Source organism: Aquitalea sp. ASV15 (genome assembly GCF_016429115.1).
Classification (GTDB): domain Bacteria; phylum Pseudomonadota; class Gammaproteobacteria; order Burkholderiales; family Chromobacteriaceae; genus Aquitalea; species Aquitalea magnusonii.
The window spans coordinates 36,181-56,473 of record NZ_JAELTZ010000023.1 but is presented as its reverse complement, the minus strand read 5'-3'; the positions used below and the strand labels follow the sequence as shown (position 1 = coordinate 56,473).

Annotated in this window: 18 protein-coding genes; 12 read left to right on the top strand and 6 right to left on the bottom strand. The window is 61.0% G+C overall.

Annotated features, from left to right (window positions below; all coding sequences use genetic code 11):
- Window positions 1–79 precede the first annotated feature (79 nt).
- Genes JHD64_RS12100 through JHD64_RS12085 form a run of 4 tightly spaced genes read right to left on the bottom strand, consistent with a single transcriptional unit; the run spans window position 80 to window position 6,208 of the window.
- A complete protein-coding gene (locus JHD64_RS12100; RefSeq protein ID WP_199053370.1) occupies window positions 80–1,384 on the bottom strand; it encodes a TolC family outer membrane protein in 1,305 nt (434 codons plus the stop codon).
- The gene (locus JHD64_RS12095; protein ID WP_199053369.1) at window positions 1,381–4,443 is read right to left on the bottom strand and encodes an efflux RND transporter permease subunit; all 3,063 of its coding nucleotides are present in this window, start codon (window positions 4,441–4,443) and stop codon (window positions 1,381–1,383) included. Before JHD64_RS12095 ends, JHD64_RS12100 begins: the two co-directional genes overlap by 4 nt.
- Window positions 4,443–5,525, bottom strand: a complete 1,083-nt coding sequence (locus JHD64_RS12090) for an efflux RND transporter periplasmic adaptor subunit (protein WP_199053368.1) — start codon at window positions 5,523–5,525, stop codon at window positions 4,443–4,445. Before JHD64_RS12090 ends, JHD64_RS12095 begins: the two co-directional genes overlap by 1 nt.
- 14 nt (window positions 5,526–5,539) lie before the next feature.
- A complete protein-coding gene (locus JHD64_RS12085) occupies window positions 5,540–6,208 on the bottom strand; it encodes a TetR/AcrR family transcriptional regulator (protein WP_233170466.1) in 669 nt (222 codons plus the stop codon).
- A gap of 139 nt (window positions 6,209–6,347) precedes the next feature.
- Here JHD64_RS12085 and argB point away from each other — a divergent pair, with 139 nt between their 5' ends.
- Together argB and JHD64_RS12075 are read left to right on the top strand one after the other, a co-directional pair.
- The gene (gene argB, locus JHD64_RS12080; protein ID WP_059285261.1) at window positions 6,348–7,220 is read left to right on the top strand and encodes an acetylglutamate kinase; all 873 of its coding nucleotides are present in this window, start codon (window positions 6,348–6,350) and stop codon (window positions 7,218–7,220) included.
- 174 nt (window positions 7,221–7,394) lie between these two features.
- A complete protein-coding gene (locus JHD64_RS12075; RefSeq protein WP_059285262.1) occupies window positions 7,395–7,829 on the top strand; it encodes a CBS domain-containing protein in 435 nt (144 codons plus the stop codon).
- Window positions 7,830–7,893: 64 nt separating this feature from the next.
- Here JHD64_RS12075 and JHD64_RS12070 read toward each other — a convergent pair whose 3' ends face one another.
- Entirely contained in the window at window positions 7,894–8,667 is a 774-nt protein-coding gene (locus tag JHD64_RS12070) for an IclR family transcriptional regulator (protein ID WP_110313557.1), read from the bottom strand.
- A gap of 191 nt (window positions 8,668–8,858) precedes the next feature.
- On the opposite strand from JHD64_RS12070, the gene JHD64_RS12065 reads away from it, so the two are divergent.
- The 7 genes from JHD64_RS12065 (at window position 8,859) to ylqF (ending at window position 15,954) form a co-directional block, all read left to right on the top strand.
- Complete coding sequence (locus JHD64_RS12065; RefSeq protein WP_059285263.1) at window positions 8,859–10,046, top strand: acyl-CoA dehydrogenase; 1,188 nt, start codon at window positions 8,859–8,861, stop codon at window positions 10,044–10,046.
- Window positions 10,047–10,226: 180 nt separating this feature from the next.
- Window positions 10,227–11,417 (top strand): CaiB/BaiF CoA-transferase family protein, encoded by a 1,191-nt coding sequence (locus JHD64_RS12060; protein ID WP_059285264.1) that lies wholly within the window; start codon window positions 10,227–10,229, stop codon window positions 11,415–11,417.
- 105 nt (window positions 11,418–11,522) lie between these two features.
- The gene (locus JHD64_RS12055) at window positions 11,523–13,142 is read left to right on the top strand and encodes an electron transfer flavoprotein-ubiquinone oxidoreductase (protein ID WP_199053378.1); all 1,620 of its coding nucleotides are present in this window, start codon (window positions 11,523–11,525) and stop codon (window positions 13,140–13,142) included.
- Between the two features lie 327 nt (window positions 13,143–13,469).
- Entirely contained in the window at window positions 13,470–14,081 is a 612-nt protein-coding gene (locus tag JHD64_RS12050) for a hypothetical protein (RefSeq protein WP_199053367.1), read from the top strand.
- A 22-nt stretch (window positions 14,082–14,103) separates the two neighbouring features.
- On the top strand, window positions 14,104–14,442 hold the full coding sequence (locus JHD64_RS12045) for a hypothetical protein (RefSeq protein ID WP_059285266.1): 339 nt from the start codon (window positions 14,104–14,106) through the stop codon (window positions 14,440–14,442).
- 348 nt (window positions 14,443–14,790) lie between these two features.
- Complete coding sequence (locus JHD64_RS12040) at window positions 14,791–15,003, top strand: DUF3820 family protein (RefSeq protein ID WP_045846780.1); 213 nt, start codon at window positions 14,791–14,793, stop codon at window positions 15,001–15,003.
- Between the two features lie 3 nt (window positions 15,004–15,006).
- Complete coding sequence (gene ylqF, locus JHD64_RS12035) at window positions 15,007–15,954, top strand: ribosome biogenesis GTPase YlqF (RefSeq protein WP_059285268.1); 948 nt, start codon at window positions 15,007–15,009, stop codon at window positions 15,952–15,954.
- 71 nt (window positions 15,955–16,025) lie between these two features.
- Here the strand turns inward: ylqF and JHD64_RS12030 are convergent, their stop codons facing one another.
- Window positions 16,026–16,463 (bottom strand): hypothetical protein, encoded by a 438-nt coding sequence (locus tag JHD64_RS12030; RefSeq protein ID WP_059285269.1) that lies wholly within the window; start codon window positions 16,461–16,463, stop codon window positions 16,026–16,028.
- 355 nt (window positions 16,464–16,818) lie between these two features.
- On the opposite strand from JHD64_RS12030, the gene JHD64_RS12025 reads away from it, so the two are divergent.
- The 3 genes from JHD64_RS12025 to JHD64_RS12015 all read left to right on the top strand — a co-directional run bounded on the left by JHD64_RS12025 (window position 16,819) and on the right by JHD64_RS12015 (window position 20,291).
- Window positions 16,819–17,166, top strand: a complete 348-nt coding sequence (locus JHD64_RS12025) for a DUF2834 domain-containing protein (RefSeq protein WP_059285270.1) — start codon at window positions 16,819–16,821, stop codon at window positions 17,164–17,166.
- A 330-nt stretch (window positions 17,167–17,496) separates the two neighbouring features.
- Window positions 17,497–18,828 carry an MFS transporter gene (locus JHD64_RS12020; RefSeq protein WP_199053366.1) on the top strand — a complete coding sequence of 444 codons (1,332 nt, stop codon included), beginning with the start codon at window positions 17,497–17,499 and terminating at the stop codon, window positions 18,826–18,828.
- Complete coding sequence (locus JHD64_RS12015; RefSeq protein ID WP_199053365.1) at window positions 18,825–20,291, top strand: amidase; 1,467 nt, start codon at window positions 18,825–18,827, stop codon at window positions 20,289–20,291. Before JHD64_RS12020 ends, JHD64_RS12015 begins: the two co-directional genes overlap by 4 nt.
- The last annotated feature ends 2 nt before the right edge of the window (window positions 20,292–20,293 follow it).

The following is a 20,293-nucleotide window of genomic DNA, read 5'->3' as shown; positions in this document are numbered from 1 at the left end:
GTTGCAAGACCAGCACACCATGAAAAATGGGGCCGCTGTGCGAACAGTAGCCCCATTTGATCAAAAGTAACACATTTTCTTAATGCCGCACTGCCGCATTCACCTCCTGCAGTTGCTGCTGGTCCAGCGTGCCCGCCACTTGTCCCAGCTGCAGGCGAGCTGTCAGGTAATCGTATTTGGCGGTGGCCAGGCTGGTGAGTGCATCGTAGTAAGCCTGCTCGGCCTGCAGTACGTCCAGATTGGTCCGAATGCCCACTTCCTTGCCCAGCTTGGTGGAGTCGACCTTGCTTTTGGCCGAGACCAGCAGCTGTTGCTGTGCCCGCACCAGTGCCGCGCCATTGGTCACGCCCAGCCAGCTTTTGCGTACATCTTCCCTGAGCTGGCGGCGGGCGGATTCCAGCTTGTCGCGCGCCGATTCTTCACGGGCCAGTGCTTCGCGGATTTGCGAGTTGATGCCGCCGCCGGCAAACAGCGGCAGGCTGACGGTCACGCCGATGCTGCTGCCGCGGGTGACCGGTATCGTGCCGGCCTGGTTGCTGCGGTTGTCGTTATAACCGGCATTGAGTGCCACCACCGGTAATTGGTTGCCGCGTTTTTCGGTGACGGTCTGGCTGGCATATTGCAAGGCCTGTTCGGCAGCGCGCAGTGCCAGGCTGTTGTGCGTGGCGGTCTCCAGCCAGCCTTGCAGGGTGCCGGCGGGCGGTGGCGGCAGTTGCTCCTGCAAGGGCTGGATGGCGCTGGCATCCAGGCCGGTCAGCCGGCGCAGATTGTTCTGGCTGATTTCCTGCTGGTTCAGTGCAACGATTTCCTTGGCGTTGGCGGCATCGAAGCCGGCCTGGGCTTCGTGGGTGTCGATGATGGTGGCCGTACCCAGCTCAAAGGCGGTTTTCGCCTGTTCCAGCTGGGTGTGAAAAGCCTTTTTGCTGGCGCGGGTGGCGGCCAGGGTGTCTTCGGCCAGCAGCACGTCAAAATAGGCGCGGGCGATGTCGACGATCAGTTGCTGCTCTGCCGCGCTGAAGGCGGTTTCGGCCTGCTGGCTGGCAATCTTGCCTTTCTGATAGGCGCTGTACTTGCTGGTGTCGAACAGCGGCTGGCTCAGTTGCACACCATAGCCGGAGCTGTCGTAAGTGGACTGCCCGGCCGGCTGGGTGGGGTTGGTGTGGCTGTAGCTGCCGCTCAGCGCCACTTGTGGCAGCAACTGGGCACGGCCTTGCACCGCCTGTTCCCGACCGGCGCCCAGATCGGCACGCGAGGCCGCGTAGTCGCTGTTGTAGTCGCGGGCGGCCAGCCAGGCCTGGTTCAGGTCGAAGGCCGGCGTGGCCGTGCTGGCCAGCAGCAGGGCCAGTCCGCTCAACAGCGGTGCGCAGTGGGCGTATGTCTTCATGATGTTCTCTTCGGTTTGCTTTCCACCCTGAACCACTGGGCGTACAGGGCGGGCAAAAACAGCAGGGTCAGCACCGTGGCCACCAGCAGGCCCCCCATGATGGCCACGGCCATCGGCCCCCAGAAGGTGCTGCGGGTCAGCGGGATCATGGCCAGGATGGCGGCCAGCGCGGTCAGCATGATGGGGCGGAAGCGCCGTACCGTCGAACCGATGATGGCCTCGTGCCGGTCTATGCCTTCGCGGATGTCCTGTTCGATCTGGTCGACCAGGATGACCGAGTTGCGCATGATCATGCCGGACAGGGCAATCACCCCCAGCATGGCGACAAAGCCAAAGGGCGCATGGAAGATGATCAGCGTCAGCGTCACGCCTATCATGCCCAGCGGTGCGGTCAGCAAGACCATCAGGGTGCGCTGGAAGCTTTGCAGCTGCAGCATCAGCAGGGTCAGCACCACCACGATCATGAAGGGGGCGACCGCGGCGATGGCGCTCTGCGAATTGCCACTGGACTCCATCGATCCGCCCAGCTCGATGTGATAGCCCAGCGGCAGGGTTTGTTCCAGCTGCTGCATCTGCGGCCACAGCGCGGCGGATACATCATCCCCCTGCACGCCGTCGGCCACGTCGGCATTGACGGTGATGGTGGGCAGGCGGTTGCGCCGCCAGATGATGGATTCTTCCGGCTGATAGTCGATCTTGCCCAGTTGGGATACCGGTACAAAGCGGCCACTGGCGGTTTGCACCTGCAGATCACCGAGGGCGGCCACGTCGCTGTGCTCCTGCTTGTTGAGGCGGGCGACAATGCCCACGGTACGGTTGCCATCGCGATAGTCGGTGATGGTGGCGCCGGAAATCAGCATCTGCAGCTGTTGCGACAAGGATTGGCTGTTGATGCCCAGCAGGCGGATCTTGTCCTGATCCAGGGTGATGCGCAGCGCTTTCTGCTGCTCGCCCCAGTTGATGTTGACGTGGCGGCTGGCCGGATGGGCGCGCACCTTTTGTTCTACCTGGGCGGCAATGGCGCGGATCTTGTCATGATCCGGCCCCATGACGCGGAACTGCACCGGGTAGCCCACCGGCGGGCCGTTTTCCAGCCGGGTCACCCGGCCGCGCACCAGCGGGAAATCGTGGTCGAAGATGGACTCCAGCCGCGCCTTGACCTGTTCGCGCACATGCTCGTCGCCGGTCATCACCATCAGCTGGGCGTAGTTCAGATGCTGTTGCTGCTGGTCCAGCGGCAGGTAGAAGCGCGGGCTGCCACTGCCGACATAGCTGGTGACGCTGAGCACGTTCCTGTCCTGCTTGATCAGTGCTTCCAGTTTTTTCACTTCGCCTTCGGTGGCGGCAAAACTGGCACCGCGCGGCAGCCACATGTCCACCATCAGCTCCGGCCGGTTGGACGAGGGGAAGAACTGCTGGGCCACCAGCAGGCGGAAAGCCAGCAAGGACAGCACGAAAACGCCCAGCGTGATGGCGATGACGGTCTTGCGGTAGTGCAGGCACCATTCCAGCAGCGCACGAAAACGGATGTAGAAGGGCTTCTGGTACACATCATGTGTCTGGTGATGCATGGCCTGTTCCGGCAGCAGCTTGTAACCCAGAAACGGGGTAAACACCACGGCGACGATCCAGGACAGGATCAGTGCCAGCCCGACCACGGCAAACAGGCTGAACACATATTCGCCCGCGTCGGATTTAGCCAGCCCCACCGGCAGGAAGGTGGCCGCGGTAATCAGCGTGCCGGTGAGCATGGGGAAGGCGGTGCTGGTATAGGCATACGTCGCGGCCTGGAACTTGTTCCAGCCCTGTTCCAGCTTCAGCGCCATCATTTCCACGGCGATGATGGCATCGTCCACCAGCAAGCCCAGCGCGATGATCAGCGATCCCAGCGAGATGCGTTGCAGGTCGAGCTTGAAGAAGTACATGGCCAGAAAGGTCATGGCCAGCACCAGCGGAATCGACAGCGCCACCACCACCCCGGTACGCAGGCCCAGGCTGAAGAAGCTGACGGCCAGCACGATCAGCACCGCCTCGATCAGCGAGCTCATGAATTCGCCGACGGCGCCTTTCACCACCTTGGGCTGGTCGGACACGGCGTGAATCTGTATGCCCACCGGCAGCTTGGCCTGAATCTGCTTGAGCGTGGCATCCAGATGCTCGCCCAGCTTCAGCACATCGCCCCCGGTTTTCATCGAAATGGCCAGGCCCAAGGCCGGCTGGCCGTTGAAGCGCATGCGGAAGGAGGGCGGGTCGATGAAGCCGCGGTGAATGCTGGCGATATCACCCAGCCGCAGCGTCTTGCCATTGGCCACGATGGGCGTGTTGGCCACGGCTTCCACCGTGCTGTAATTGCCGGTAGGGCGCACCCAGATGCGGTCGCTGGCCGTTTCGTAACTGCCGGCCGGCAGCATGGCATTTTGCTGCTGCAGCGCAGTCCAGATGCTGCCGGTATCCAGCCCCAGCGAAGCGAGCTTGCTGCTGGAGAGGTCGATATAGATGTTTTCGCTTTGCTCGCCCACCAGGCTGACCTTGCCCACATCCGGCACGCGCAGGATTTCTTCCTTGGCACGGTCGACGTAGCGGCGCAGTTCTTCGGCGCTGAAACCGTCACCGGTAAAGGCGTAGATATTGCCGAAGGTATCGCCGAACTCGTCATTGAAGAAGGGGCCCTGGGTGCTTGCTGGCAGGCTGCTGCGCACATCGCCCAGCTTCTTGCGTACCTGATACCACAGGCCAGGTACGTTCTTGGCTGGGATATCCTCACGCAGAGCGATCAGCAGCAGCGATTCGCCCGGTTTGCTATAGCTCTGCACATACTTGATTTCCGGCATTTCCTGCAGCTTTTCTTCCAGCCGGTCGCTGATCTGCTGCTCTACCTCCTCGGCCTTGGCTCCAGGCCAGTAGGTCTGCACCAGCATGGCCTTGAAGGTGAATTCCGGGTCTTCCTTCTGCCCCAGCTGGGTGTAGGCCCACAGGCCGGACACCATCAGCATCACCATGAAGTAGAACACCAGTGCCTGGTGGCGCAGTGCCCATTCCGACAGATTGATTTTCTTCATTACTGTTCGCCTTGCTGCAGCAGGAGCACGCGCTGGCCTTCGTGCAGCAGGTGCACACCGGCAGTCACCACCAGCTCGCCCGGCTGCAGCGCCCCACGTACGCTGGCACTGTCGCTGTTGATATCAAGCACGCTGACGGCGCGGCGGCTGACGCGCTGCGTCTTGGGATCGACAATCCACAGCGCATGCTTGCCCTGCTCGTCCAGCAGTGCGGTCAGCGGCAGCCGCATGGCGCTGCTGTCGCCGTGGCTGGCGCCGGGCAGGGCCACGGTGGCCGTCTGGCCCAGAGCCAGGCCAGCGGCTTGTGGCAGGGTGATGCGTGCGGCATAGGTGCGGGTGGCCGGATCGGCATCACCAGCCAGTTCACGCAGCCGGCCCTGGTATTGCTGTTTGCCGGCCCACAGGCTGATGTTGAAGGTCTGTTGCTGGCGCACGCTGGCCAGGGCGTTTTCCGGAAGCTGGATCGCGACTTCGCGCTCGCCGTCATGTGCCAGCCGTGCCACGGTCTGGCCGGCGGCCACCACCTGTCCCGGCTCGGCCAGCATCTGGCTGACGATGCCGTCGGCATCGGCGACCAGCTGGGTGTAGCTGCCCTGATTGCGGCTGGCGGTCAGTTGCGCGCGTGCCTCGTCACGCTTGGCGCGCGCCGCGTTGACGCCATTTTGCTGGCTGTCCACCTGCGCCTGGCTGATGAATTGCTTGGCCAGCAGCTCCTGGTAACGCTTCAGATTGAGCTGCTGCTGGGCAAGGTCGGATTCTGCCGCGGCCAGTTGTGCCTGTTTGGCGCTGATGTCCAGGCTGGTGTCACTGGCATCCAGCCGCGCCAGCACCTGACCTTTGCGCACATGCTCGCCGCTATTGACCAGCTTGGCGATCACCTTGCCGCCGATGCGGAAGGCCAGATCGGTTTCGGTACGGGCGCGGACTTGTCCGGCAAAGCTGTTGCCATTGTCGATGCCGTGCTGGCCGGCGCTGACCACGCGTACCGGGCGGACTTCTTCGCTGGGGGCCTGCTGTTTGCTGCAGCCGGCCAGCAGCAAGCCAAGCAGGGCAATACGCCAGAGGTGGGGAGAGGTGGACATGGGCATGTTTCCTGTCAGTTGTTTTTCAGGCCGTGCAGCACCAGATCCAGCGCGTCTTGCAGAAAGCCGAGCGGGTCTTTGGTGGAACCGATGCAGCAGCCAGGCAACTGGCCGAAGGAGTGGCTGAAAATCATGGTGGTCAGCAAGGGGGCCAGCAAGGCATCGACGGTGTGCACCAGCGGCACGGCGCGAAACTCGCCACTATCGATGCCGCGTTGCAGCACCCGGCTCAGCAGCTGGTTGCTGGGGGCGATCAGTTCTTCAAAGTAGAAGCGGGCAAGTTCGGGGAAATTGGCCGCTTCCGCAATCATCAGCTTGCACAGGCCGGCCGAAGGGGAGCAGCCCACTTCCTGCCACCAGTGCGCCACCATCTGATGGAGCAGTGCACTGGCGGAACCGTCGAAATCATCGGCCAGCCTGTCCAGCTGCTGCAGATTGGCCACGAAAGTGCCGCGGGCAATCGCCTTGAAAATTTCTTCCTTATTCTGGAAGTACAGGTAGGGCGTGCCCTTGGTCACCCCTGCGGCGCGGGCAATGTCTTCCATCTTGGTGGCGCGATAGCCTTTTTCGACAAACTGGCTGAGGGCGGCATCCAGGATTTCAGCCGGGCGGGCTTCTTTTTTCCTACGCCAGCGGGCGATAGGGCAGTTTTCGGTCATGGATTTAACTGAATCAATATTCATTAATGTCCGGCAATGTAGTGCAATTGCCTTGTCATGACAATTAATAAATCACTGTTCAGTAGCTTGATTGATTAGAATGCAACACATTGTCGCCAGTGGCCGGAATGGCTCCGGTCCTTATCCTCAGAAGGAGAGTGTCGTGTCTGTAAATGCCGCTGAAAAAGCGTTGGTTCTCGCCGAGGCCCTGCCGTATATCCGCCGTTTTTCCGGCAAGACCATCGTGATCAAGTACGGTGGCAACGCCATGACCGACGATGCCCTGAAAGAAGGCTTTGCCAAGGACATCGTGCTGCTCAAGCTGGTGGGCATCAATCCGGTGGTGGTGCATGGCGGCGGCCCGCAGATCAACGAGCTGCTGGAGCGCGTGGGCAAGGAAGGCAAGTTCATCCAGGGCATGCGCGTGACCGACCAGGAAACCATGGACGTGGTGGAAATGGTGCTGGGCGGCCTGGTGAACAAGGAAATCGTCTCGCTGATCAACACCCATGGCGGCAAGGCGGTTGGCCTCACCGGCAAGGATGGCCATTTCATCCGCGCGGAAAAGATGTTCCTCAGTGATGAGAGCGAAGACAAGATCGACATCGGCCAGGTCGGTGAAATCTCCAGCATCGACCCCTCGCTGGTGTCACTGCTGGACCGGCAGGATTTCATCCCGGTAGTAGCCCCCATCGGCGTAGGTGCCAATGGCGAAGCCTACAATATCAATGCCGACCTGGTGGCCGGCAAGCTGGCCGAAACCCTGAATGCCGAAAAACTGATCCTGATGACCAATACCCCGGGCGTGCTGGACAAGGCGGGCAAGCTGCTGACCGGCCTGTCCGCCCAGCAAGTGGACGCACTGTTTGCCGATGGCACCATCCACGGCGGCATGCTGCCCAAGATCAGCTCGGCGCTGGATGCGGCGCGCAGCGGCGTGAATACCGTGCATATCATCGACGGCCGTGTGCCGCATGCCCTGCTGCTGGAAATCATGACCGACGACGGTGTCGGCACCATGATCCGCGCCAGCTAGGCGTCAGCACTCAGCAAGCCAGGCCGGCAACAGCGATGTTGACCGGCCTTTTTCATGGCGGCGTGGCGGCCGGGCAAGGGCACGATATACCTTCTGCCATTTCGTTGATCAGTCTTGTTCTATAGTATTAAAACAGGTTGTATCAGGTTCTCTTGGCCGAACAGGGAGGGTGCAATGCAGACAGTCAGACAGTTGCTGGAGCAGAAGTCCGGGCGCGTGCTGGTGACGGTATCGCCGGAAAGTACCGTGTTTCAGGCTTTGCAGGTGATGGCGGAGCACGACATCGGTGCGGTGCTGGTGATGGAAGGCGGCGACGTGGTGGGGATATTCTCCGAGCGCGACTATGCACGGCGCATCGTGCTGCAGGGCCGTACTTCGGCTGGCACCCGCATCCGCGACATCATGACCAGCAAGGTGGTGTATGTCACGCCGGACCAGAGGTCGGACGAGTGCATGGCGCTGATGACGGAAAAGCACATCCGCCACCTGCCGGTGCTGGAAGGCAAGACGGTGCAGGGCATGTTGTCCATCGGCGACCTGGTCCATGCCACCATTCAGGAGCAGGCGCAGGTCATCAACCAGCTGGTGCATTACATCCAGAGCGCCTGAATCCGGATCTGCCCGCAAGAAAAAAGCCGCCTGTTGGCGGCTTTTTGCTATCTCGTGTAACGCCTCAGGCCACCGGCACGATGCGCTGGCGCAGGGCAATCAGCGCCGGGGCAACTTGCTGCTGCATTACCTCGGCGCTGAAGGCAAAGGCCGGGCCGCTGGCGTTCAGGCTCATCGGCGGCTGGCCCGGATTGGGCGAGGGCAGGTGCACACCTACCGCCATCACATCCGGTTCATATTCGCCAAATGATGCCGAATAGCCGCAGCGCAGGTATTCCTCCATCGCCTGTTGCAGCCGTTGTTGCAGCGCCGGCCAGCGTTCGCCATAACGCGCAGCCAGTTCGCCATCCAGTTGCTGGCGCACATTTACCGGTAGTCCGGCATAAAAGGCCCGGCCGATGGCGGTAGTGGCAATCGGCACCCGTGAGCCCACGGTCAGCTGCACGCTGACCCGCGACTGGCTGCGACAGGTTTCCAGATACACCATATCGGTGCCATCGCGCATGGCCAGGCTGATCGACACATTGTTTGCCAGGGCAAATTCCCGCATCAGCGGGCCGGCCACCTGGCGGATGTCATAGCTGGCCAGCACCACCGAGCCCAGCGCCAGCAGTGCCACCCCCAGCCGGTAAAAGCCGCTGTGTTCATCCTGCGACAGATGACCGAGCCTGGTCAGGGTGTAAGTCAGCCGCGACACGGTGGACTTGGGCAGGCCGGTACGCTTGGCGATTTCCAGGTTGGACAGCGCCGATTCGCCGGGGCGGAACGCCGCCAATACTTGCAAACCCCGCGCCAGCGCGGTGACAAATAACCGGTCCTTGTCATCCTCTTCCTGCATTGCTTTCCTCATTTCTATCTTGATGGCCTGGATTTTCCAACCTGGCGCTAGCGCGTGAGCGGCAAGCATAGCCTGCTTGCCGCCAGGATCAAACAAAACGCTTTACAGGCGAATTTGGAGTTGTTAGTCTATTCTGCAATGTAAAACGCAATTCCGCAATGCGGAACAAGCAAAACCAAGGAGAACTCTCGATGGCCGCATCCAACAGCCGCGCACCCTTTGCCTGGGAAGATCCCTTCCTGCTGGCCGATCAGCTGACCGAAGAAGAACGTCTGGTCCAGCAGACCGCCGAAGCCTATTGCCAGGATCGCCTGATGCCGCGCGTGCTGACGGCCAATCGTGAAGAACGCTTCGACCGCGAAATCATGAGCGAGATGGGCGAACTGGGCCTGCTGGGCTGCACCATCGACGGCTATGGCTGTGCCGGCCTCAGCCATGTGGCCTACGGCCTGGTGGCACGCGAAGTGGAACGTGTCGATTCCGGCTACCGCTCGGCCATGAGCGTGCAATCCAGCCTGGTGATGCACCCGATCTGGGCCTATGGCTCGGAAGCGCAGAAAGACAAATACCTGCCCAAGCTGGCCACCGGCGAATGGGTGGGCTGTTTTGGCCTGACCGAACCGGATGCCGGTTCCGACCCGGCCGGCATGAAAACCCGCGCTCGCAAGGTCGATGGCGGTTATGTGCTGTCCGGCAGCAAGATGTGGATTACCAATAGCCCGGTAGCCGATGTATTCGTGGTATGGGCCAAGGATGATGAAGGTGAAATCCGTGGCTTTGTGCTGGAAAAAGGCATGAAGGGTCTGTCTGCACCAAAGATTCACGGCAAGTTCAGCCTGCGCGCCTCCATCACCGGCGAAATCGTCATGGACGAAGTACTGGTGCCGGAAGATGCCATCCTGCCGGGTGTGAAGGGTCTGAAAGGCCCGTTCGGTTGCCTGAACAAGGCCCGTTACGGCATTGCCTGGGGTGCGATGGGTGCCGCCGAGTTCTGCTGGCACGCCGCTCGCCAGTACACGCTGGACCGCAAGCAGTTTGGCCGCCCGCTGGCTGCCACCCAGCTGATTCAACTGAAGCTGGCCAATATGCAGACCGAAATCGCGCTGGGCCTGCAGGCGGCCATTCGCGTGGGCCGCTTGCTGGACGAAGGCAAGGCTGCACCGGAAATGATTTCGCTGATCAAGCGCAACAACTGCGGCAAGTCGCTGGACATCGCCCGTATCGCCCGCGACATGCACGGCGGTAACGGCATTGCCGACGAATTCCATGTCATCCGCCACGTGATGAACCTGGAAGCCGTCAACACTTATGAAGGCACGCACGATGTGCATGCCCTGATTCTGGGCCGAGCCCAGACCGGTATTCAGGCATTTGCCTGATAGCACAGCGGGGGCATGGCTCCACCTGCCCCTGTTGTTGGTTCCTGTCTGTCCTTGTGCGGCCCGGTGAGTACCGGGCCCTTTTTTTGGTGCACAGCGTCATGTGGCTGCTTACGCGGCGGCATCACACTGTCCATCCGGCCGCCAGGCGGCCATTAACGAATCAATCAGGAGAACACCATGGCGGGCGCACTTGCAGGCATCAAGGTTCTGGATCTTTCCCGGGTACTGGCCGGCCCCTGGGCAGGCCAGTTGCTGGCCGACCTGGGTGCCGAAGTGCTCAAGGTGGAACGGCCCGGTGCCGGCGACGACACCCGGCAATGGGCACCGCCCAGTCTGGCGGATGGCACGGCAGCTTACTTTCTGTGTGCCAACCGTGGCAAACGCTCGGTAACGGTGGACATCACCAAGCCGGAAGGGCAGGAGATTGTCCGCGCCCTGGCACGCGATGCCGATGTGATCATTGAAAACTACAAGGTGGGTGGACTGAAAAAATACGGGCTGGATTACGACAGCCTCAGCCAGCTCAATCCGCGGCTGGTGTATTGCTCCATCACCGGCTTTGGTCAGGATGGCCCCTATGCCGAGCTGCCTGGCTACGACTACATCGTGCAGGGCATGTCTGGTCTGATGAGCATTACCGGCCCGGCCGATGGAGAGCCGCACAAGGTGGGCGTGGCGGTCACCGACCTGTTCACCGGCATCTATGCCAGCAATGCCATTCTGGCGGCCATTATTGCGCGCAACAGCAGCGGCAAGGGGCAGTACATCGACATGGCGCTGTTCGATTGCGCGCTGGCCTCGCTGGCCAATATCAATATGAACTGGTTGATCGGCCAGCAAGTCCCGCCGCGGCTGGGCAATGCCCACGCCAATATCGTGCCTTATCAGGTATTTGCCTGTGCCGACGGCCATTTCATCCTGGCCTGCGGCAACGACAAGCAATTCCGTGCGGTATGTCAGGTCATCGGCCTGCCGGCACTGGCCGACGACGAACGCTTTGCCAGCAATCCGCAGCGGGTGAAGCACCGCGACAGCGTGGTACCCGTGCTGGCCGCAGCCTTCATGGGCAATACCCGCGAACAGTGGCTCAAGCAACTGGATGAAGCCGGGGTGCCCTGCGGTCCGATCAACACCGTGGACGAAGCCTTCCGCGATCCGCAGATCCAGCATCGCGGCATGGAAATACACTTGCAGGACAGCGTAGGGCAAAATGTGCCCCTGGTAGGGTGTCCGATCAAACTTTCCGGCACGCCAGTCGAGTACAATCAGGCCCCTCCCAAACTGGGTGAACATACCGACGACGTACTGCGCGCGCTGGGCTACGACGCTGCCAGGATTGCCACACTGCGTGAGCAAGGCACCGTTTAAACGCTTGTTTGATTTTGACGAGCAAGGCCGCTTCATTGCATGATGACTGCCAGCCAATAAGGACAGCCCTCCGGGCGCAAAGGAGATGTGGTGCAACGCGATTATATGGAATACGACGTGGTGATCGTCGGCGGCGGCCCTGCCGGGCTGTCTGCCGCGATTCGCCTCAAGCAGCTGGCTGAAGAAAAAGGCCAGGAAATCAGTGTCTGTCTGTTGGAAAAAGGCTCGGAAATCGGGGCGCATATTCTGTCGGGTGCCGTGATTGAAACCGGCGCACTGTCTGAACTGATACCGGACTGGAAAGAAAAGGGCGCGCCGCTGAATACCCCGGCACTGTCCGACCGTTTCCTCTACCTGACGGAAACCGAGTCCATCCAGCTGCCTACCCCGCCGCAGATGCACAATCACGGCAACTACATTGTCAGCCTGGGCAATTTCTGCCGCTGGCTGGGCGAGCAGGCCGAAGCGCTGGGCGTGGAAATCTACCCCGGTTTTGCCGCTGCCGAAGTGCTTTACCATGCCGACGGCTCGGTCAAGGGCGTGGCCACCGGCGCCATGGGTACCGGCAAGAACGGCGACCAGCCGGGCGAACCGGGCATGGAGCTGTGGGCAAAACAGACCATCTTTGCCGAAGGCTGTCGTGGCTCGCTCACCAAGATGCTGTTCGAGCGCTTTGCCCTGCGTGACGGCGCCGACCCGCAAACCTACGGCATCGGCATCAAGGAATTGTGGGAAGTCAAACCGGAAAACCACAAGCCCGGCACCATCACCCACACCGTGGGCTGGCCGGTGGACACCGCCACTTACGGCGGTTCCTTCCTGTATCACCTGGAAGACAATCAGGTTGTCGTGGGCTATGTGGTGGGGCTGGATTACACCAACCCCTACCTCTCGCCGTTCGAGGAATTCCAGCGCTTCAAGACCCACCCGGCCATCAAGGGGGTGTTCGAGGGTGGCCGTCGCCTGAGCTATGGCGCACGTGCCCTGTCCGAAGGCGGCATCCAGAGTCTGCCCAAGCTGACCTTCCCTGGCGGCTTGCTGGTGGGCGATACCGCTGGCTTCCTCAATGTGCCCAAGATCAAGGGCACGCACACCGCGATGAAGTCGGCCACGCTGGCCGCCGATGCCGTGTTCGAGCTGCTGCAGGCCAATCCGGAAGCGCAGGGGCTGGAAGCGACCGGCTATTCCGCCCGCTTCAAGCAAAGCTGGCTGCACGAAGAATTGCACAAAGTGCGCAATATCCGCCCGTCCTTCCGCTGGGGCCTGTGGCCGGCCATGATCTACTCGGCCATCGACACCTTCCTGTTCCGTGGCAAAGCCCCGTGGACGCTGCGCCACAAGCATGCCGACCACGAAGCCTTGCGTCCGGCCAGCGAATGCACGCGCATCGACTATCCCAAGCCGGACGGCGTGCTGACCTTCGACCGCCTGTCCTCGGTGTTCATTTCCAACACCAATCACAGCGAAGACCAGCCGCCGCACCTCAAGCTGAAAGATGCCAGCGTGCCGATCAGCTTCAATCTGGCCAAGTACGATGCCCCCGAGCAGCGTTACTGCCCGGCTGGTGTGTATGAAATCGTCGGTCAGGAAGAGGGCAGCCCGCGTCTGCAGATCAATGCGCAGAACTGCGTACATTGCAAAACCTGTGATATCAAGGACCCCAGCCAGAACATCAACTGGTGCACGCCGGAAGGCGGCGGCGGTCCCAACTATCCCAATATGTAAGCCGCGCTCTGGATTGCTGTTGCAAAAACCCGGCCTTGGCCGGGTTTTTTTGTGCAATGCAATGATTTCTGGCTTTCCGCCTTGACAGCCCACTGCCCTTGTTGGCAGGATGGTCGACATGAATACTTTCTCCGCAGTCTTTAACGCCTATTTTTATTGGTACCGCAGCTCACGGCGGCTCCAAGGGGCGTCTCTGCACTAGAGAACAGTACAAGAGAACGAATACACCCGAACAATGCCGCCGCGGACACTCCGGCGGCATTTGTTTTTTCAGCAGACAAATCAGCTCCGGACCCACCCAGGCAAGCCCGACTGGAGATGCAGGTCATGAATGAAGTCAGTGATGCAAGGCAGATCGCCCGAGAAAGCGCCAGTCTGGTGCTGGACGGTGCTGCGTGGTCCGTAACCCTGTTGACTGATGGCGAGGCCCTGGCCAATGCTGTCGCACCACAAACGGACAGCCTGTATCGCTACCAACAGCAAGACCAGACAACGGCCACGCCGCTGCTGGAATCGCTGCTGCCGGACATTCGTGCCTTTGCCATGTTGCTGGCCTCGCAGCGCCGGCATCCCCATGGTTCGCCTGCACGCTTTGCCGATGCAACAGACTGGCTGGCGGCGCGTATCGCCGTGCTCGAACTCAGCCATGTCGCCGTCACCCTGGCTGAGCTGACGCAGCTGGATGAGGCGAACCGCCGTCTCAAGCTGCTGTCGGAGCAGTTGCAGCTTACACTGGCGCCAGCCGCCCCCGTGCTGCTGACCGCACCGGAGGCTACGCCCGGCGTATTGCGCGGCTGGAGTCGCCAGCGGCAGAGCGGCATGGTGGGGACGGTGCACGGCATGCAATCCATGCTGATGGCCTCGCGCCTGGTGGCGCAGCAATGCCGTCAGCGGCTGCAACCTTTCTGGCACGGCCTGCAGGCAGCACGCCGCGGCTGAGCGACCAACAAGCGGAAATACCATGCAACTGCAAACGCGTGATGATGAGCGCAAACTGAACAACCTGACCCTGGTGGTGTATATCCTGCAGGGCCTCAGCCTGTTTACCGGCCTTCCCATGCTGGTCGGCGTGATCATCAACTATCTCAAGCTGGAGGATAGCCGCGGCAGCTGGTTTGAAAGCCATTTTCGCTGGCAGATCAACACCTTCTGGATCGGCCTGCTCGGCACGGTGCTGGGCTATGCACTGGTATGGATACTGGTCGGTTTTGCCATTCTTGGCCTGACCTGGCTGTGGTGCCTGTACCGTGTGCTGCGCGGTTTTCTGGCTTTCAATGACGGCAAGGCACTGCCGCGCTGAGCCAAAAAAGAAGGGCAACCAGAGCTGGCTGCCCAAAGAGGTCTTGAGCGTGCGGGCAGGCCAGGCCTGTATCCAACCGCCGTATGCACTACGGCTGCCACGCCAAAGAACCTACGTCGCTATCACTGAACTGACTTCGCATTGCGGTCGCAATCGGAACCGACCAGACCCCGGTAACGAATGGCCACCATGCTATCCCGTCCACGCCGGTTTTCGACAGAAAAATGACAACGGCACTTGTCGCAGATCAAATCCGGAAGCTGGACAATAAAAGTCCGACAAAACAAGGCTGTGGCGTAAAATGGCAGCCTTTGGCACAATGCGCCTCCTTCAGTCCGGTCTGAAAGCATGCAACAAGAAGATCTGCAGCGTCTGGTTACCACCGCAATGCCCTTTGGCAAGCACCAGGGTGTACTGATTTGTGATTTGCCCGGCAATTATCTCAACTGGTTTGCCCGCGAGGGTTTTCCCAAGAGCGAGATTGGCCGTCTGCTGCAATTGATGCAGGAGATCGACCACAATGGACTGAGTTATTTACTGGACCCGTTAAGAAAGCGTTAAAGCATGGCAATTCAATGGTTTCCCGGCCACATGAACAAGGCGCGCAAAGATGTCATGGAGCGCCTGAAAGACATCGATGTGGTCATCGAAATGCTGGATGCGCGCTTGCCGGCGTCCAGCGCCAATCCGATGCTGGCGCGCATGGCCAAGGGCAAGCCGCGCCTGATGATCCTCAACAAGCAGGATCTGGCCGACCCGGCCATCACCACGCAGTGGCTGGACTGGTATCGCGCCAAGAAGCAGACCCAGGCCATTGCGCTGGATGCCGGCGAACGTGCGCCCTCACAAAAGCTGGTGGCGGCCTGTCGCGAGCTGGCGCCCAATCGCGGCGGCCTGGACAAGCCGCTGCGTGTACTGATTTGCGGTATTCCCAATGTCGGCAAGTCCACGCTGATCAACAGCATGAGCAGCCGCAAGATCGCCAAGACAGGCAATATGCCTGGCGTCACCAAGAACGAGCAGCGCATCATCCTGGCCGATGACGTCGAGCTGTACGATACCCCCGGCATGCTGTGGCCCAAGATCGAAGTGGAAGAAGGCGGCTATAATCTGGCCGCCAGCGGTGCCGTTGGCCGCAATGCCATGGATGAGGAAGAAGTCTCGCTGGAACTGCTCAAATACCTGCTGCAACACTATGTGCCGCAACTGACGGCGCGTTATCGCCTGGACGAGGTGGACGGCCTGCAGGACTGGCAGGTGCTGGAAATGATTGGCCGCAAGCGCGGTGCCATGCTGGGTGGCGGGCGCGTCAATATCCAGAAGGCAGCCGAAATCGTGCTCACCGATTTTCGCGATGGCAATACCGGCCGCATCACGCTGGAGCGCCCGCAGGAATGGGTAGTCTGGGAAAAGCGTGCCAAGGAACTGGCCGCGCAGAAAGCGGCAGCGCGCGAAGCCATGATGAGCGAAAAGGAAAAGCGCAAACACAGCTCGCGCGGCCCGCAGGATTGATAGCGGTTTGCCCGGCAAACAGCTACAACAGCTAGCGCCGGAACGATCGTGCCATCATCAGGGCCGGTCGTTCAGGCCAGCGTATCAACGATGCTGCTATCCGTACTATCCTGCACCGCGGTATTGCTCAATGCCGGATCATTTTGCAGCAGGCTGCCCCAGTTGCTGCTCAGGCCCGCCAGGGTGCCGCTGCTGGCGGCTGTTCCCCCCAGTAGTTGATCATCCACCGCGGCTGCCGCGGTTGCCGGATCGCTGGCCACACTGCCTTGCAAGCTGCCAGCTTGCGTAAAACTGTTCAGCAAGCCTGCTGCATCATACGTCGTCCCCTCATCCCCACCGCCGCCAAGTGTCACCACGACGCTGGCGTCTTCGGCAATGCTGCTCGCCGCATCCACCAGCGCCGCATTGCTGTTGGAGGACTGGATCACCGGTGAGGGCAGCACGCCGCCATTCAACAAGGCGGCGCTGGCCAAGGAGAGCTGGGTAGCCTGGGTGATGGAATTGCTCATGGTGCGATCGGCTCATGCATGTTGATCACTCACTTATAGTGCAAGCGGCGCTGCTCTTGCAGGGAAAGATGTTGCCAGATGTTGCCAGTCTGTCGCGCGGGCATGAAGCTAGCCATGCTCAAGCCCCAGGCGCGGGCTCTGTCATTGTGGCAGCCAGCCAGCCGCTGGTGCGTCCTATCGGGTGCAGGGTGCGCTGGTGGCAGCTCGCTGAGCGACTGATGGGACAGTAGAGAGATTGCACTCTTCCCCCTACGCTGCTGGACAGTTCAGCCTGCCCCTTTATCGCATGAAGCCCGCGGAGCACCAGGCTGGGCATTGGCGCAACCCCCGCAGGAGATCCTTAATGAGCCGGACAATGCACCGCTATGCCACCCTGGCATTCCTTGTCATCGCCATTGGCGGTTTTATTGTCACCTGGTACTTCAACTTGCAGTACCTGATGCAGGGCGGAGGCCTGGGGCCCGCCGAATTCTTTGCTGCGGCGTTTGCCAATCCACTTACCAGCGCGATCACCATCGACATTTATTTGTCAGCCATTGCATTTTCCGTCTGGGTCATCAGCGATTCACGGCACGCCAGGGTCAAGTGGCCATGGGCATACATCCTGATCTGTTTTGCCCTGGGCCTGGTGGTGTCCCTGCCCATCTATCTGGCCATGCGCGGGCGGGCCGGGCCCGCCACCTCAGTAGCTGAACAGCCCTGATGCCCAGCTGTGCTGGTCAAGCAAGCGGGTCGGTCACCGCTGTCGGTCAGCCATCAGTCGACTGGCTCCAGACGGCCACGCAGTGTAGCCATGGCAGAAAACTGGCCAATAGTCTGGTTTTCTCCTGGGTTGTTGCCACCGCTGGCCTGTGGCGCGCCACGGCATTCCGATCAGGACTGATCTCTATGCCAGTGTGCTGCCAAAGCGGACAGTAGCTGCCTGATGGCAGCCGCCCTACCTTGCACCTCTGTTTCGTCCGCACGGCAAGCTGCTTGTGTTGCCAGCGGCACGATTCGGCTAATCCTATCTGGTGGCTAGAGGTAGCAAGGCATGACGACTGACAAACCGATTTCCCGGCGGCGGCAGATTATTGCAGCCGTCGTGGGCAATACACTGGAGTGGTACGACTTCATCGTCTACGGCTTCATGACCAGTATTATTTCCAAGCTGTTTTTCCCGGCGGATGGCAACGAGTTCATCTCCCTGCTGATGGCGACCGCCACTTTCGGGGTGGGTTTCTTCATGCGGCCAGTCGGTGGTGTGCTACTGGGCATCTATGCCGACCGCAAGGGGCGCAAGGCCGCCATGCAACTGATCATGGCCATCATGGCCCTGGTGTCCTTGCTGATTGCCTGTGCACCACCTTATGCCGCCATCGGCGTGGCCGCTCCGTTGCTGATCGTGCTGGCGCGATTGCTGCAAGGCTTTGCCACCGGAGGGGAATATGCCAGCGCCACTGCCTTTCTGGTAGAAGCCGCCCCACCGCATCAGCGTGGCCTGTATGGTTCCTGGCAGCTGGTGGGGCAGATGCTGGCCATTCTGGGCGGAGCCGGCATGGGGGCCTTGATCACACATAATCTGGATCAGGGGCAGCTGGAAAGCTGGGGCTGGCGGCTTCCGTTCTTGGTCGGTTTGCTGATTGCTCCGGTGGGGTGGTGGGTCCGCCGTCATATGGATGAGACCGAGGCCTTTCTCGAAGCCAGCCAGCCACAGGCGGCTGCGCCAGGTCTGGGCGGCCAGCTGCAGCAGAACCGGCGCAATATCCTGCTGACCATCGGCCTGACCATTCCCGGCACGGCAGGGTTTTATGTCCTGCTGGTGAATATGCCGGGCTATGTGCATCGCCAGTTCGGCCTGCCGCTGGACCAGGCCTTTACCATCCAGATGCTGGCAGTGGCCTGGATGGCCATCCTGATTCCCTTGGCGGGTGCCTGGTCGGACCGTATCGGCCGTCGTCCCCTGTTGTTCTGGCCCTATCTGGGCTTCCTGATCATGATTTATCCGGGATTCGCCTGGCTGGCTGATGCGCCCGGTATCGAACGGCTGCTCATGGTGCAACTGCTGTTCTGCACCTTGCTGGGGCTGGCATTCGGACCGGCGCCAACTGCGGTGTCCGAGCTGTTCCCGGTGCGGGTACGCTCTACCGGTGTTTCCATTGGCTACAACCTGGCGGTAATGATTTTTGGCGGTTTCGCTCCCTTCATCGTCACCTGGCTGGGCGGTCGCACCGGCTCACCCATCGCACCGGTTTACTATCTCTTGCCTTCCACCATGCTGGGCGTGGTGGCCTGCTATTTTCTACCACGTGGTCGTCCGGCTGCCGCAGCAATTGCACCGGCATCACTGGTCACCTCCAATGCAGCCTCCGGAGAGTCGTCATGAACAAACACATGTCCGGTCTTGATCCCATCGTGGCGCTGGATGCGCTGCCTCTGTCCCATGCCATTCACCAGCGGCAGCTGTCTTGTGTCGAGGTCATGCGCAGCTATCTGCAGCATATCCAGCGGGTAAACCACCAGGTCAATGCGCTGGTGTCCCTGCAGGACGAGGACTTGCTGCTGCAACAGGCTGCGCAATGCGATGCCGAACTGGCGCGTGGCGAGTCGCGCGGCTGGTTGCATGGCATTCCGCAGGCCATCAAGGATCTCGCTGCCACGCGCGACATCCCGACCACCATGGGTTCAAACCTGTATCGTCAGTATCAGCCGGCCAGTGACGACATCATGGTGGAGCGCATGCGCAGGGCAGGGGCCATCTTTATCGGCAAAAGCAATACCCCGGAATTCGGTGCCGGTTCCCATACCTATAACGCGGTATTCGGCGCTACCGCCAATGCCTATCAGCCCGAGTTGTGCGCCGGTGGCAGCTCGGGCGGGGCCGCGGTTGCCCTGGCCTTGCGCATGCTGCCGGTGGCCGATGGCAGCGACATGATGGGTTCGCTGCGCAATCCGGCGGCATTCAACAATGTATTCGGCTTTCGTCCCAGCTGGGGCACGGTGCCGCTGGGGCCAAGCCCGGAGCTGTTCTTGCAGCAGCTGGCGACCGAGGGCCCGATGGGCCGTACCGTGCCGGATGTGCTGGCACTATTGCGTACCCAGGCCGGTGCGGATGTCCGGGCGCCACTGGCGCATGGCAGCATTGCCGGCCTGGAACAGTCGCTGCAACAGGATGTCAGTGGCTGGCGGCTGGGCTGGCTGGGTGACTGGAACGGTTATCTGCCGATGGAGGCAGGTGTGCTGCAGCAATGCGAGCAGGTCTTGCCCGACTTTGCCGCACTGGGCTGCCAGCTTGAGTCATGCACGGTGAATTTCGATCCGTCCTTGCTGTGGGAAAGCTGGGAGGTTCACCGACATTGGTTGATGGCCGGCAGCTTGCTGGCGGATTATCAGGATCCCTCGCGTCGTCAGCAGCTGAAACCGGAATTGCAGTGGGAGATCGAGGGCGGCTTGCAGCTGACCGCTTTGGATGTGTACCGCGCCTCGCGCATACGCAGCGACTGGTATCGCGCCGTGTTGCAGCTATTCGAGCGCTTCGATTTCCTGTTGTTACCCAGTGCCCAGGTTTATCCATTTGCACTGGAGCAGCACTGGCCTCGCATGGTCGGGGGGCGCGTGATGAGCAGCTATCACCGCTGGATGGAGGTGGTCATCGGGCCGACCATGGCAGGTTTGCCGGTGATGAATGTGCCGGCAGGGTTTGGCAGCAATGGCTTGCCGATGGGCTTGCAAATCATCGGGCGGCCGCGGGCAGATAGCACGGTATTGCAGCTGGCCCATGCTTACGATGGGCAACGGCGCTGGGTGCAGAGCATTCTGCCCGAGCTGCTGCTGGCGAGCGGCGCTTAGGC

What these genes read in the sequence shown, in the direction of transcription:
- JHD64_RS12100 (WP_199053370.1), bottom strand. Translation starts at nt 1,384, where the DNA reads ATGAAGACATACGCCCACTGCGCACCGCTGTTGAGCGGACTGGCCCTG.
- JHD64_RS12095 (WP_199053369.1), bottom strand. Translation starts at nt 4,443, where the DNA reads ATGAAGAAAATCAATCTGTCGGAATGGGCACTGCGCCACCAGGCACTG.
- JHD64_RS12090 (WP_199053368.1), bottom strand. Translation starts at nt 5,525, where the DNA reads ATGTCCACCTCTCCCCACCTCTGGCGTATTGCCCTGCTTGGCTTGCTG.
- JHD64_RS12085 (WP_233170466.1), bottom strand. Translation starts at nt 6,208, where the DNA reads ATGAATATTGATTCAGTTAAATCCATGACCGAAAACTGCCCTATCGCC.
- JHD64_RS12075 (WP_059285262.1), top strand. Translation starts at nt 7,395, where the DNA reads ATGCAGACAGTCAGACAGTTGCTGGAGCAGAAGTCCGGGCGCGTGCTG.
- JHD64_RS12070 (WP_110313557.1), bottom strand. Translation starts at nt 8,667, where the DNA reads ATGCAGGAAGAGGATGACAAGGACCGGTTATTTGTCACCGCGCTGGCG.
- JHD64_RS12065 (WP_059285263.1), top strand. Translation starts at nt 8,859, where the DNA reads ATGGCCGCATCCAACAGCCGCGCACCCTTTGCCTGGGAAGATCCCTTC.
- JHD64_RS12060 (WP_059285264.1), top strand. Translation starts at nt 10,227, where the DNA reads ATGGCGGGCGCACTTGCAGGCATCAAGGTTCTGGATCTTTCCCGGGTA.
- JHD64_RS12055 (WP_199053378.1), top strand. Translation starts at nt 11,523, where the DNA reads ATGGAATACGACGTGGTGATCGTCGGCGGCGGCCCTGCCGGGCTGTCT.
- JHD64_RS12050 (WP_199053367.1), top strand. Translation starts at nt 13,470, where the DNA reads ATGAATGAAGTCAGTGATGCAAGGCAGATCGCCCGAGAAAGCGCCAGT.
- JHD64_RS12045 (WP_059285266.1), top strand. Translation starts at nt 14,104, where the DNA reads ATGCAACTGCAAACGCGTGATGATGAGCGCAAACTGAACAACCTGACC.
- JHD64_RS12040 (WP_045846780.1), top strand. Translation starts at nt 14,791, where the DNA reads ATGCAACAAGAAGATCTGCAGCGTCTGGTTACCACCGCAATGCCCTTT.
- ylqF (WP_059285268.1), top strand. Translation starts at nt 15,007, where the DNA reads ATGGCAATTCAATGGTTTCCCGGCCACATGAACAAGGCGCGCAAAGAT.
- JHD64_RS12030 (WP_059285269.1), bottom strand. Translation starts at nt 16,463, where the DNA reads ATGAGCAATTCCATCACCCAGGCTACCCAGCTCTCCTTGGCCAGCGCC.
- JHD64_RS12025 (WP_059285270.1), top strand. Translation starts at nt 16,819, where the DNA reads ATGCACCGCTATGCCACCCTGGCATTCCTTGTCATCGCCATTGGCGGT.
- JHD64_RS12020 (WP_199053366.1), top strand. Translation starts at nt 17,497, where the DNA reads ATGACGACTGACAAACCGATTTCCCGGCGGCGGCAGATTATTGCAGCC.
- JHD64_RS12015 (WP_199053365.1), top strand. Translation starts at nt 18,825, where the DNA reads ATGAACAAACACATGTCCGGTCTTGATCCCATCGTGGCGCTGGATGCG.